Consider the following 12830-nt stretch of genomic DNA (forward strand, 5'->3'; position numbering starts at 1 on the left):
CACATGAAATACAGGGTGGCGCTTCTGAACTCTGTTCAATGGGTAAAAAATAGCGTTACAATGCTTCCTCCTGTGTTTCTATAACATTAACTTCTCAGTATTAATCATTCAAGGAAAGCACATCTCTATGTCACGTTTAGCCACTCGATTTGGACAGCTTAAATCTCAACAGCGTAAGGCTTTAGTTTCCTATGTGATGGCGGGTGACCCACATCCAGAAGTAACCGTTGCTCTGCTGCATCAGATGGTGGATGCTGGCGTGGATGTCGTTGAGCTGGGTTTACCGTTTTCCGATCCTATGGCAGATGGCCCTGTGATTGCACTTGCAGCAGAGCGCGCTCTGGCAGGTGGAACCAGTACGCTGGATGCACTGAATATGGTTCGTGAATTCCGTAAAAAGGATACAGAAACTCCTGTGGTACTGATGGGTTATCTGAATCCTGTTGAAGTGATTGGTTATGAAAAATTCACTGCATACGCAAATGAGTGTGGAGTAGATGGTGTCCTGCTGGTGGATTTACCTCCAGAAGAAGCAAAAGAGTTTGATGCAGTTCTGAAAAAATATGGAATGGATCAGATTTTCCTGCTTGCACCAACTTCCACTGATGAGCGGATCAAGCATGTTGTGAATCAGGCAAGTGGCTTTATTTACTACGTTTCTCTGAAGGGAGTGACGGGTGCTGCAACACTGGATGTTTCAGAAGCTGCTGCCCGGATTCAGAAAATTAAATCTTTCACAGATATTCCTGTCGGTGTTGGCTTTGGTATCAGTGATGCTGCCTCTGCAAAAGCGATGGGTGGTGTGGCAGATGCAGTGATCGTTGGCAGTGCCTTTGTTAAGCAGTTTGCAGCCCATGCACCAGAACAAGCTGTTGTTGAAACGGTTAATAAAGTCAAGGAGCTTCGAGCAGCGCTCGATGAGTTAGTATGAATCAAGAAGTGAAATCAGGGAAAGTTCTTAGCCCATCGACGCCATGGACTGAACGCAGTGTGCCAGGTATTCATGTACCAGACGAGCAGCAGGCTTTAAAGGCAACATTTACTGAGCCAACAATTGAATGCCCTGAATGTCATGCTTTGGTGACCCGTACAGCAATGTCTTTCAATGCTTATGTCTGCCCACAGTGTGATGAACATCTGCGTATGAAAGCCCGCGACCGTCTGAACTGGTTTTTCGACCAGGTTCAGGGCGAAATGGGGTTGGAGTTTAAAGCAGGTGACCCTCTTAAATTTGTAGATAGCAAAACTTATCCAGACCGTATGTCTGAAGCGCAAAAGAAAACGGGTGAAACCGAAGCACTTGTGGTGATGCAGGGAACGCTAAAAGGGATCCCAATGATTGCAACTGCATTTGAATTTGATTTCATGGGTGGTTCAATGGGTACTGTTGTCGGTGACCGCTTTGTTCAGGCAGCTGAACGTGCTATTGAACAGAAACAGCCAATGATCTGCTTTGCAGCTTCTGGTGGTGCGCGTATGCAGGAAGGTATGCTGTCGCTGATGCAGATGGCTCGTACTTCCGCTGCTATTCAGAAAATGAAGGATGCAGGTCTGCCATATATCGTGGTTCTGACTCATCCTGTATACGGTGGTGTGACAGCTTCCCTGGCGATGCTGGGTGATGTGCATATTGCTGAACCGAAAGCCATGATTGGTTTTGCAGGTAAACGTGTAATTGAGCAGACAGTACGTGAAAAACTGGAAGAACCGTTCCAGCGTGCAGAATACCTGCTTGATCATGGTGTAATCGACCAGATTGTTCATCGTCATGCATTACGTGATACTGTATATCGTATTGTGGCGAAATTGATGAATTTATCTTGAACAAAAGTGCTCCACTTGCAACAGACCCGTTAAATACATGGCTCGATTACTGGAGCCATGTTCACGTTACAGGCATTGATTTAGGGCTGGAAAGGGTGATTCCCGTTGCTGAAAAGCTGGGCGTGACCCGACCAGATGCCACAGTGCTGACCGTTGCAGGTACAAACGGTAAAGGTTCAACCTCAACCACACTTGCTGCAATCCTGAATGCTCAGGGCTACAAAGTTGGGTTGTATCAGTCTCCGCATATTTACAGGTTCAACGAACGGGTCAAGCTTGCTGGAACTGAGGTGGATGACCAGACCTTAGTGAATGCTTTTGTTGAAGTGGATCAGGCACGCAGAGACTGCGGTCTGACACTTTCATTTTTTGAAGCGACGACACTGGCTGCTTTTGTTATTTTCAGACAGGAGCAGTGTCCGGTCTGGGTGCTGGAAGTGGGTTTAGGTGGACGACTCGATGTGGTCAATGTCGTAGATCCCGATGTTGCGGTTATTACGAACATTGGACTGGATCATACCGACTGGCTTGGCGACACCATAGAAAAAATTGCTTATGAAAAAGCAGGAATTATCAGACCTGATATACCGGTGATTTTCGGAGGCCTACAACAGCTGCCGGAAGCCATTGCACAAAAGGCTCAGGAGTGTCAGGCAAAACTGCACGTTCTGAACCGTGATTATTTTTATCAGTATGCTGAAGATGGTCAGTCCTGGTTATTTGCATCTTCGGGCACAACCCTGAAACTGCCTTTGGGTTCACTGGCTGTTGAAAACATTTCTACAGCAGTAGCAGCTGCATTGGTGAGCGGGCTTGAGATTTCCCAGCAGGCTGTTGAGCAGGGGATTGTGCAGGCTAAATTACAGGGACGCTTTGAAATCCGCCAGATTCAGGGCAAAACAGTCATTTTTGATGCGGGACATAACCCGCATGGCGTTGATTTTTTGTTAAAGCAATTGCGAAATTTCCTGAAATACAATAAACAGTACACAGAAGTAATCAGTGTTTTCTCAATGCTGTCAGACAAAGATATCAATTCTGTCGTGCAGTTATTGAAAGATACTGTTTTAATGTGGAAAATTGCATCGTTAACTGTGCCGCGCGCAGCAGATATTGCACAGCTGGATACGGCTTTGCAGGGACAGAACGTGCAGCATTTCAATAGTGTGCAGTCAGCTTTTGAATCAGCTTTGAACGAATTAAAAAATAATCAGCTGATTCTGGTATGTGGTTCATTTCATACCCTGGAAGCAGTTTGGGAGTATCTGGAAGAATGTCAATGAATAACAAACAGCGCTGGATGGGTGGTGCTGTTTTATTAGGTGGTGGAGTTTTATTGGCAGCATTGCTTCTTAAAGGCAAAGAAGAAATACATCAGAATAAAATCAAAACACCAGAGTCAGCAGAACTGGCTCAGCAAAAAAATAAAAATGCTGAAGGTGAGATGGTTCAGTTACAGCCACTGACTGTGGATGTGGAAACAGAAAAACGTCTGCTGGATGAGCAGCGCCGTGCCCGTGAAAAAGCGGTTGCTGAGCAGGAAGCCCGTGCGGCTGAGTTCTTGGCTGCACAGCAGAAAGCAGAAGCTGAGGCTGCCCGTAAGGCTGCTGAAGAATACGCTGCATTGAATGCTCACCGTACTGGAGCACAGCAGAGTTCAGACAATATTCCGCCTGAGCTGATTGAAGACGAAAAAGCAAAGCAGAAACGACTGGCTGAAGAAAAGCTGGCTGCTCAAAAAAAGCAGGATCAGCTGAAGGCACAGCAAAAGTCTGAAGCTGACAAAAAAGATGTAGAAGCACAGCGTAAAGCTGATGCCCAGAAAAAAGCGGAAGCAGAACGTAAAGCCGAAGCTCAGAAAAAAGCAGAAGATGAGCGTAAGGCTGAAGCAGCGAAGAAGGTCGAAGCTGAACGCAAGGAAGAAGCCAAGAAAAAAGCGGAAGCTGAACGTAAAGCTGAGGCTGCTAAAAAGGCTGAAGCTGATCGTAAAGAGGAAGCAAAGAAAAAAGCTGAAGCTGAAAAAGCCCGTGATCTGCTTGAAAATGGCGATAAACAGTGGATGGTTCAGGTGGCTCTGGCTGCAAATGAAGCAAATGCTGATGCGCTTGCATCCAAGCTTCGTGCGAAAGGGTATAAAGTCACCAAGAGCCCAACCTCCAAAGGGGTTCGGATTATGGTCGGACCTTCCAAAAATCGTGAAGCTGCAGATGCCGCCCGTAAGAAAATTACAACTGACCCAAGTCTGAATATGAAATCAGCCTGGGTGATTGACTGGGTTCCGCTCGATAAGCGTTAATCGCTTTCTGCTCAGTGCATATCAGGATGGATTCGACAGTTGCTGTTGAATCCATTTTATATTTTCAGGGCGGAATAAACGGTCAATGTTCTGCCACACTGGATGAAAACCATAGCCCCCCTGTTTCATTTCCCTGACTGCTTCTTCGGTGGACCATCCTTCAAAAATAATCCGGTACATGGCAACACTGGCACCAGTACGGTCAGAGCCGTGATAACAGTGCAGCAGTACCTGCTGATTTCTGGCTTTTGCCTGTTGAATGGTCTGCATGACCTCCAGCATATCTTCTTTTGAAATTGCCCAGGTGTGGATTGGAATATGTTTCAGTTCAAAACCTTGTCCTGATAATACTTCAAGGTCTTTATTTCTGGAGCGAAGGTTAATCACAATATCAATTCCCTGCGACTTCATCAGCGTAGACAGCGCAGAGTCAGGCTGTTCACTTCGATAGACCGTGTCGCTGATCTGATGGAAGTTATGGGCCTGATGAAGGGTTTTTCCCCATTCAGCAGGGCGGTGCTCAGCATTCAGTGCGGGTGTGGTGATACAGCCTGTCAGAATCAGAGTGCTGATGGTCAGAGTCAGATGGATTTTCATGAACTGTAACGCTCCAGTTCTACGGGGTCATGTGCACAGATCAGTTCAATATTTTTTTCAGACTGAGCGAGCTGCTGAATTTTATGCAGGTTTTCCAGGCGGAGTTTATTGTCTACGGCGAAAAGCATTTCAGTTCTGTTTAAGGCTTTCAGTTTAATGTCTGGATTCAGTTGACGATGTGAGTAATAGGCGTCACCACAAAAGAACAGCCATCCATTGTTCTGTTTAATGGCAATGCCACAGTGCCCTTCAGTATGTCCATGCAGTGGGATCATCAGGATTTCATCATGAAACAGGTTAAACCCCTGTACACAGTTTAAATTGAACCAGCTGTCACCCTGAGCTGGTTCAATAAAGTTCCAGTAGCGATGATTTTTAAACTGTGCTGATTTATAACGGGCTTTGTCTTTAAGTGTTGCTGCACGTTGTGCAGCGTTGAATTCTGTAGAAAGAATATGAACGGTGGCTTCAGGAAAGTCAGAAATTCCACCGGCATGATCAAAATCCAGATGAGACACCATGATATGTTTTACATCTCTGGGGCTGAATCCAAGCCGCTGAATCTGAGCAATAGCAGTTAAATCCAGGTTGTGCTGAATCCCACCGGTTTTTTCAATAATCCGTCCCAGTCTTGCCCGTGTATGCAGATAGTCCTGTACACCAAGCCCTGTATCAATCAGTACCAGTCCTCTGTCTGTTTCGACCAGCAGGCAATGGCAGACCAGGTGTGCTTTAAAGCCATTCTGTCCAAATAATGGACCGCAAACAGGGCACATGGTGCCACAGTGTAAATGATGTATTTTATAGATCATCGTGATTATTCTGCATGAAATCTGTTCTCTTTATAGCTGAGATAAGAGCAGAATACAAAGTATGAAAATGAAAGCTGTATAGACAGAAACGAAAAACCTGTCCGGAGACAGGTTGATGTATTGTGGATGTATGACTTATTTATCGGGTTGAGGGGTCAGGCGAAGATAAGGTTTAACCGCCGTATAGCCTTTTGGGAAGCGTTCTTTGAGTTCAGATTCATCTTTGATGGATGGCACAATAACCACATCTTCACCCTGTTGCCAGTTGGCAGGAGTCGCCACTTTATAGTTGTCAGTCAATTGCAAAGAATCAATCACGCGAAGTATTTCGTGAAAATTACGTCCTGTGGAAGCAGGGTAAGTAATAATCAGACGAACTTTTTTATTTGGATCAATAATCACCAGTGAGCGGACAGTGACAGTTTCGCTGGCATTGGGATGAATAAAATCATACAGAGTGGAAACCTTACGGTCTTTGTCAGCCAGGATAGGAAAGTTGACTGTCGTGTTCTGCGTTTCATTGATGTCACTGATCCAGCCTTTATGGGATTCGACATCATCCACAGAAAGAGCAATTGCTTTAACTCCGCGTTTGGCAAACTCATCTTTCAGTTTGGCGGTATAGCCAAGTTCAGTTGTACAGACGGGTGTGTAATCTGCGGGATGTGAAAACAGTACGCCCCAGCTGTCCCCTAAAAAGTCATAAAATTTAATTAAACCTTCACTAGATTCCTGTTCAAAATCAGGAGCCGTATCGCCCAGACGTAAACTCATATTTTTGCCTCATTATTTAAAAACGATGTTCTATATGACCACTATTGCTGAATTCTTTTGCAAATAAAAATAGGGTTTTTGTATTTATTTATGAATAAAAAGAATAAAAGCCAGGCTTGGAGCATAAAAAACATGCGGAAAAGAATGAATGTTTCTCTATGTAGCTGTTTTAAAATTTGCTAAATTACTTCACCTTAAGTCCCATGTACTGGCACCAGCGATCAGATTTTTTGAGTGGTTTTGTGCAAAACCCTTGTACTTCCAATTTCTGGCACCATAATAACGACTGAGAAAAAATTTATTCATTTGATAAGCAAGATTTAGAGAGTCTATTCATGTTGGCAAGTCTGATCGGAGGAATCTTCGGTACCAAAAATGAGCGCGAACTCAAACGCATGCGTAAAATCGTAGACCGGATCAATGCGCTCGAGCCGACGATATCTGCTTTAAGTGATGCAGACTTATCCGCGAAAACTGAAGAATTCAAACAACGCTATAACAAAGGCGAGAGCCTTGATAAATTATTGCCTGAAGCTTTTGCTGTATGTCGTGAAGCGGCAAAGCGTGTCATGGGGATGCGGCACTATGATGTACAGCTGATTGGTGGTGTGACCCTCCATGAAGGTAAGGTTGCAGAAATGCGTACAGGTGAAGGTAAAACCCTGATGGGAACCCTGGCCTGTTACCTCAATACTTTAAGTGGGCAGGGCGTGCATGTCATTACGGTCAATGACTACCTTGCACAGCGTGATGCTGAACTGAACAGACCACTGTTTGAATTCCTGGGACTGAGCATCGGTATTATTTACTCCATGCAGAATCCGGCAGAAAAAGCAGAAGCCTACAAAGCTGATATCACCTACGGTACCAACAATGAATTCGGCTTTGATTATCTGCGTGACAACATGGTCTTTTCCATGGCTGAGAAAAAACAGCGTGGTCTGACTTATGCCATTATTGATGAAGTTGACTCTATTTTAATTGATGAAGCACGTACACCACTGATCATTTCTGGTCAGAGTGATGATTCATCACAGCTTTATGCTGCAATCAATACGATTCCACCAAAACTGCACCCTCAGAAAGAAGAAAAAGTCCCAGATGGCGGTCACTTCTGGATTGATGAAAAGCAGCGTCAGGTTGAAATGACCGAAGTCGGTTATGTGACTGTGGAAGAAGAACTGATCAGAATGGGGCTGCTCGCCGAAGGTGAAAGCCTGTATTCAGCAGCCAATCTGAATCTGGTGCATCATGTTTCTGCTGCTATCCGTGCGCATTTCCTGTATCAGCGTAACGTTCACTACATCATTCATGATGGTGAAGTGATTATTGTCGATGAAAATACAGGTCGTACCATGCCTGGCCGTCGCTGGTCAGAAGGTCTGCATCAGGCAGTTGAAGCCAAAGAAGGTCTGGAAATTCAGCCAGAAAACCAGACACTGGCAACCACAACATTCCAGAACTATTTCCGTCTGTACAAAAAACTTTCCGGTATGACCGGTACAGCAGATACTGAAGCTGCTGAAATGAAAGAAATCTATGGACTGGATGTTGTAATCATTCCAACTCACCGCCCAATGATCCGTCAGGACATGAACGATCTGATCTACCTGAACCGTAATGGTAAATATAATGCCATCATTCAGGAAATTCAGCGTGTCCACGAAGCGGGTGTTGCACCGATCCTGATTGGTACAGCCACGATTGAGGCCTCTGAAATCCTTTCAGACAAGCTTAAAGAAGCGGGTATTGCGCATGAAGTACTGAATGCCAAACAGCATGAGCGTGAAGCAGACATTATTGCTCAGGCAGGTTCACCACGTGCTGTCACCATTGCTACCAACATGGCAGGTCGTGGTACAGATATTCTGCTGGGTGGTAACTGGAAAGCAAAACTGGCAAAAATTGAAAATCCGACTGCTGAAGATGAAGCTCAGCTCAAGGCAGAATGGGAACAGAACCATGACATGGTACTGAACTCAGGCGGTTTGCATATTATTGGTTCTGAACGTCACGAATCACGCCGTATTGATAACCAGTTACGCGGTCGTGCCGGTCGTCAGGGTGACCCTGGTGTATCACGTTTCTATCTGTCCCTTGAAGATGATCTGATGCGTATTTTCGCAGGTGATCGTGTTGTGGGCATGATGCGTGCAATGGGCTTACAGGAAGATGAAGCGATTGAGCACAAAATGGTGTCGCGCTCTATCGAAAATGCTCAGCGTAAAGTTGAAGCACGTAACTTTGATATCCGTAAAAACCTGCTGAAATATGATGATGTAAATAACGAACAGCGTAAGATCATCTATTCTCAGCGTGATGAAGTCCTGGCTGAAAGCACTTTGCAGGATTACATTGAAGAAATGCATCATGAAGTGATTAAAGGGGTGATTGAAAACTATATCCCACCTGAATCCATTCATGATCAATGGGATATTGATGGTCTTGAGCGTGCACTGCGTGAAGATTTAGGTATTGATCTGCCTGTTTCAGTCTGGCTGGAAGAAGACCGCCGTCTTGATGAAGAAGCACTGGTGGAACGTATTTCTGACGAAGTTGTTGCACGTTACCGTAACCGTCGTGAACAGATGGGGGATGAATCAGCAGCCATGCTGGAGCGTCACTTCATGCTGAACTCACTGGACCGTCACTGGAAAGATCACCTGGCTGCGATGGACTATCTGCGTCAGGGCATCCATTTACGTGGTTATGCTCAGAAAAACCCAGAGCAGGAATATAAAAAAGAAGCCTTTAACCTGTTCGTCAACATGCTTGCGATTATCAAATCAGATGTTGTGACTGATTTATCACGTGTACATGTTCCTACAGCTGAGGAGCTTGCAGAAATGGAAGCTCAGAAACAGGCTCAGGCTGAATCCATGCAGTTGAATCTGTCACATGCAGAAGCTGATGGTTTACTGAATGACTCAGCTGAAGTGGATGCTGTATTCAGTCCTGTTGCGGCAGGTGGTGCGGTCGTCGCGCCTGAAAGCCGGAATTCACCTTGTCCATGTGGATCGGGTCTGAAATATAAACAGTGCCACGGTAAGATCTAACCGAAAAAAGCAGAACAGAGGTTCTGCTTTTTTTCCTGAAAGATCCGTATATAAATACTGGATAAATCTTTTCAGGATGTGAAATCCATTTGCAGTTCAGGCAATTAAATGTTATTTAGTTGCTCATGGAAACCCGAAAAGCGGAATAGACAATGAAAAAAGTATTACAACCATTGATGCTTGCAGTTCTGGCAATCCCAGCTTTAACTTTTGCAGACACACCACTGACAACAACGCCTGAAAAAGTACAACAGGCTATTGGTGCAACGACTGCACCAGCTGTTCAGAATGACGGCAATATTACGGTACAGAGCCCACGTACGGGTATCCGCTATACATTTGCCAACCCACAGCAGCGTCCTGTTGTTTTAAATACAGCAGCGATTAAAGCGGCAAATGCTGCAAATGCTGACCGTATTGTTGCATCAAATCCTGCTCTTTCTGCAGCAAGCCAGCAGAAAGCAAAACAGGCACTGTTGACTGAAGCGTCTCAGCTTGCGAAAAACTGATTTTTAAGTCTTAATAAAAAAACCGGTCACTATGGCTGGTTTTTTTATGTCCAAAGCTTATGTTTCACGGAATTGCATGAGTTGTGTGCTCGATTTTTTATTTCTTTTCAACTAAGCTGTATTTTTCAATTTATTAAACTTACTGGAAGTTCAAAATGGCAGTTGGTGACGTGTCTATGCCACACATGCATGTGGTGCAAGGTGTAAAAATTGGTTCAGCGGAAGCGTATGTACGCTACCCGAACCGACGTGACCTGGTTATTTTTGAATTTGCAGAAGGGACAAATGTTGCAGGTGTGTTCACGCAGAATGCCTTCTGTGCAGCGCCTGTACATGTCTCTAAAAAGCACCTTGAAATGGGCAATCCACGTTACCTGGTGATCAATACCGGTAATGCCAATGCAGGTACAGGCAAGCCAGGTATGGAAAATGCCAAAGCCACCTGTTATAAGCTGGCGGAGCTTACTCAGGTTGAAGCGTCGGAAGTCCTGCCATTCTCTACAGGAGTTATTGGTGAGCAGTTGCCAATGGAACGTCTGCTGTCAGGCTTGCAGCCGGCACTGGACTCTCTGAAAGACAGTGCATGGGCTGATGCTGCTACAGGCATTATGACCACAGATACAACACCTAAAGGAGCATCAGAACAGTTTGAACTGGATGGTGTGACTTATACCATGACCGGTATTTCCAAAGGTGCAGGCATGATCCGTCCGAATATGGCAACCATGCTCAGCTTTGTGGCAACTGATGCACCGATCAGCCGTGAACTGGTACAGCAGCTGTTAAAAACAACAGTGAATCAGTCCTTCAACCGCATTACGATTGATGGAGACACATCGACCAATGACTCCTGTATTTTTGCTGCGACAGCTCAGGCAGGTGGTACAGAAATCAGTTCAGTGGATGATGCCCGTTACAGTGTCGTGCTGGATGTCCTGACCCGTGTTATGAAACGCCTTGCACAGCTGATCGTCCGTGATGGTGAGGGTGCAACAAAATTCATTACAGTTGCAGTTGAGGGTGGAAATGATACCCAGGAATGTTGCGATATTGCCTACAGCATTGCCCATTCACCATTGGTAAAAACGGCGCTCTTCGCTTCAGATCCAAACTGGGGGCGTATTCTTGCTGCTATCGGTTATGCCGGTGTGAAAGACCTGGATGTGGAAAAAATTCAGGTGTGGCTTGGAGATGTGCAGATCTGCCGTGATGGCGGTGCTGCTGAGGACTATACCGAGGAAGCAGGTGCAAGGGTGATGGCTGAATCTGAAATTACCATTCGGGTTGATTTGGGACGAGGGCAGGCAAAAGACACAGTCTATACCTGTGATCTGTCCTATGATTACGTCAAGATCAATGCAGATTACCGTTCATAATACAGTGATAAAAACAGAGCCTCATTCGTGAGGCTTTTTTATAATAAATGAATTTTTGGTGGTGGATTTATGTACAATGAATTCACAATTGCGTATAACGCCAGCACAATGCCAGCGATTAAGGAAAGAGAAGACCTCGTATGAATGATGCGACCAATTTAATTGCCAATGAAGCAAAATCAATTGTCACAGCACATTTGGACCGTTTAGGGGAGCCAAAGGACAATACATTGAGTCCTGAGGAAAAGCAGCTGAAATTTGCCCAGATTAAAGCAGAGCTTGAAAAACAGAATGCTGTACTGGTTGCACATTATTATTGCGATCCTGAAGTTCAGGAACTTGCAGAAGCAACAGGTGGCTGTGTTTCGGATTCCCTGGAAATGGCACGTTTCGGGCGCGATCATTCAGCACAGACACTGGTCGTGGCAGGGGTGAAATTTATGGGGGAAACTTCAAAAATTTTATCACCAGAAAAAAGAGTACTGATGCCAACCCTGGAAGCAACCTGTTCGCTCGACTTGGGTTGCCCTGTCGATGAGTTCACTGCATTCTGTGATGCGCATCCGGATTATACCGTTGTGGTTTATGCAAACACCTCTGCAGCAGTCAAAGCACGTGCTGACTGGGTCGTGACTTCCAGCTGTGCGGTGGAAATTGTAGAGCATCTGGACAGCCTGGGCGAAAAGATTATCTGGGCGCCAGATCAGCATCTGGGGCGTTATATTCAGAAGAAAACCGGTGCGGAAATGTTGCTATGGGATGGTTCATGTATTGTGCATGAAGAATTCCGTGCCAGAGGTATTGCACAGATGAAAGCACTGTACCCTGATGCAGCAGTACTGGTTCATCCAGAATCACCGGAATCGGTGGTGGATATTGCTGATGCTGTAGGAAGTACCTCCCAGCTGATCAAGGCTGCGCAGACCTTGCCTCATGAGCGTCTCATTGTCGCAACTGACAGAGGTATTTTTTACAAGATGCAGCAGGCTGTACCTGGAAAAATTCTGGTGGAAGCTCCAACAGCAGGTGAGGGCGCAACATGCCGCTCATGCGCACATTGTCCATGGATGGCAATGAACGAACTGGATGGCATACTGCATGTACTTCAGCACGCTGATCAGGAAATCTTTGTCGATGCAGCACTTGCACAACGTGCAAAATTACCTTTAGACCGTATGCTGGATTTCAGTGCGAGCCTGAAACGTTGATTTTTGTATAAAAAATATCTGAAATGCTTGATTAATATACATTTGAAGCGTTTTTTTTGATTTTTTTAAATATAGGTGTTGACGTCAATCGACGTCACGCCTAGAATGCACACCGTACCGCACGATGTGCGATACGAAAAGCTGAGATGAATCGGAGCATAGCACAGCCTGGTAGTGCACCTGGTTTGGGACCAGGGGGTCGTAGGTTCGAATCCTACTGCTCCGACCAATTCTTCAAGGCAAAGGTACTGATGATAAGTTTTATCATACGTTATGCGCCTGTAGCTCAGTTGGATAGAGCATCCGCCTTCTAAGCGGATGGTCACAGGTTCGAATCCTGTCAGGCGCGCCATTTATGGTAGCTTGTCAATAAAACCT

Annotated in this window: 11 protein-coding genes and 2 tRNA genes; 10 read left to right on the forward strand and 3 right to left on the reverse strand. The window is 45.4% G+C overall.

The window, feature by feature from the left end; genetic code table 11:
* Nucleotides 1-127: 127 nt before the first annotated feature.
* From trpA to CDG60_RS04040, 4 genes are read left to right on the forward strand one after another with little or no spacing between them, the layout of a single operon-like run.
* Nucleotides 128-931, forward strand: coding sequence for a tryptophan synthase subunit alpha (gene trpA / locus CDG60_RS04025; protein ID WP_087513187.1), 804 nt, complete (start codon nt 128-130; stop codon nt 929-931).
* Entirely contained in the window at nt 928-1824 is an 897-nt protein-coding gene (gene accD, locus CDG60_RS04030) for an acetyl-CoA carboxylase, carboxyltransferase subunit beta (protein ID WP_087513188.1), read from the forward strand. Before trpA ends, accD begins: the two co-directional genes overlap by 4 nt.
* On the forward strand, nt 1821-3107 hold the full coding sequence (gene folC, locus CDG60_RS04035) for a bifunctional tetrahydrofolate synthase/dihydrofolate synthase (RefSeq protein ID WP_087513189.1): 1287 nt from the start codon (nt 1821-1823) through the stop codon (nt 3105-3107). The genes accD and folC overlap by 4 nt, the downstream gene beginning before the upstream one ends.
* On the forward strand, nt 3098-4120 hold the full coding sequence (locus tag CDG60_RS04040) for an SPOR domain-containing protein (RefSeq protein WP_227542922.1): 1023 nt from the start codon (nt 3098-3100) through the stop codon (nt 4118-4120). The genes folC and CDG60_RS04040 overlap by 10 nt, the downstream gene beginning before the upstream one ends.
* A 21-nt stretch (nt 4121-4141) precedes the next feature.
* Here CDG60_RS04040 and CDG60_RS04045 read toward each other — a convergent pair whose 3' ends face one another.
* The 3 genes from CDG60_RS04045 to CDG60_RS04055 all read right to left on the reverse strand — a co-directional run bounded on the left by CDG60_RS04045 (nt 4142) and on the right by CDG60_RS04055 (nt 6303).
* Nucleotides 4142-4717, reverse strand: coding sequence for a dual specificity protein phosphatase family protein (locus CDG60_RS04045; protein ID WP_087513191.1), 576 nt, complete (start codon nt 4715-4717; stop codon nt 4142-4144).
* A complete protein-coding gene (locus CDG60_RS04050; protein ID WP_087513192.1) occupies nt 4714-5529 on the reverse strand; it encodes an MBL fold metallo-hydrolase in 816 nt (271 codons plus the stop codon). The genes CDG60_RS04045 and CDG60_RS04050 overlap by 4 nt, the downstream gene beginning before the upstream one ends.
* Nucleotides 5530-5664: 135 nt before the next feature.
* The gene (locus CDG60_RS04055; RefSeq protein WP_087513193.1) at nt 5665-6303 is read right to left on the reverse strand and encodes a peroxiredoxin; all 639 of its coding nucleotides are present in this window, start codon (nt 6301-6303) and stop codon (nt 5665-5667) included.
* Nucleotides 6304-6638: 335 nt separating this feature from the next.
* Between CDG60_RS04055 and secA the strand changes: the two genes are divergently transcribed.
* The 6 genes from secA (at nt 6639) to CDG60_RS04085 (ending at nt 12804) form a co-directional block, all read left to right on the forward strand.
* A complete protein-coding gene (gene secA, locus CDG60_RS04060) occupies nt 6639-9359 on the forward strand; it encodes a preprotein translocase subunit SecA (protein ID WP_087513194.1) in 2721 nt (906 codons plus the stop codon).
* Between the two features lie 152 nt (nt 9360-9511).
* Nucleotides 9512-9868, forward strand: coding sequence for a hypothetical protein (locus CDG60_RS04065; RefSeq protein ID WP_087513195.1), 357 nt, complete (start codon nt 9512-9514; stop codon nt 9866-9868).
* Nucleotides 9869-10023: 155 nt separating this feature from the next.
* The gene (gene argJ / locus CDG60_RS04070; RefSeq protein ID WP_087513196.1) at nt 10024-11244 is read left to right on the forward strand and encodes a bifunctional glutamate N-acetyltransferase/amino-acid acetyltransferase ArgJ; all 1221 of its coding nucleotides are present in this window, start codon (nt 10024-10026) and stop codon (nt 11242-11244) included.
* Between the two features lie 140 nt (nt 11245-11384).
* Nucleotides 11385-12452: a quinolinate synthase NadA gene (gene nadA, locus CDG60_RS04075; RefSeq protein ID WP_087513197.1), complete on the forward strand. Its 1068-nt coding sequence runs from the start codon at nt 11385-11387 to the stop codon at nt 12450-12452.
* Between the two features lie 152 nt (nt 12453-12604).
* A tRNA-Pro gene (locus CDG60_RS04080) sits at nt 12605-12681 on the forward strand.
* 46 nt (nt 12682-12727) lie between these two features.
* A tRNA-Arg gene (locus CDG60_RS04085) sits at nt 12728-12804 on the forward strand.
* Nucleotides 12805-12830: the final 26 nt, after the last annotated feature.

This window comes from Acinetobacter chinensis, from assembly GCF_002165375.2.
In the GTDB taxonomy this organism is placed as follows: domain Bacteria; phylum Pseudomonadota; class Gammaproteobacteria; order Pseudomonadales; family Moraxellaceae; genus Acinetobacter; species Acinetobacter chinensis.

Bases quoted from the DNA above. Each gene is read 5' to 3' on its own strand.
- trpA (WP_087513187.1), top strand. From the start codon at position 128: ATGTCACGTTTAGCCACTCGATTTGGACAGCTTAAATCTCAACAGCGT.
- accD (WP_087513188.1), top strand. From the start codon at position 928: ATGAATCAAGAAGTGAAATCAGGGAAAGTTCTTAGCCCATCGACGCCA.
- CDG60_RS04040 (WP_227542922.1), top strand. From the start codon at position 3,098: ATGTCAATGAATAACAAACAGCGCTGGATGGGTGGTGCTGTTTTATTA.
- CDG60_RS04045 (WP_087513191.1), bottom strand. From the start codon at position 4,717: ATGAAAATCCATCTGACTCTGACCATCAGCACTCTGATTCTGACAGGC.
- CDG60_RS04050 (WP_087513192.1), bottom strand. From the start codon at position 5,529: ATGATCTATAAAATACATCATTTACACTGTGGCACCATGTGCCCTGTT.
- CDG60_RS04055 (WP_087513193.1), bottom strand. From the start codon at position 6,303: ATGAGTTTACGTCTGGGCGATACGGCTCCTGATTTTGAACAGGAATCT.
- secA (WP_087513194.1), top strand. From the start codon at position 6,639: ATGTTGGCAAGTCTGATCGGAGGAATCTTCGGTACCAAAAATGAGCGC.
- CDG60_RS04065 (WP_087513195.1), top strand. From the start codon at position 9,512: ATGAAAAAAGTATTACAACCATTGATGCTTGCAGTTCTGGCAATCCCA.
- argJ (WP_087513196.1), top strand. From the start codon at position 10,024: ATGGCAGTTGGTGACGTGTCTATGCCACACATGCATGTGGTGCAAGGT.
- nadA (WP_087513197.1), top strand. From the start codon at position 11,385: ATGAATGATGCGACCAATTTAATTGCCAATGAAGCAAAATCAATTGTC.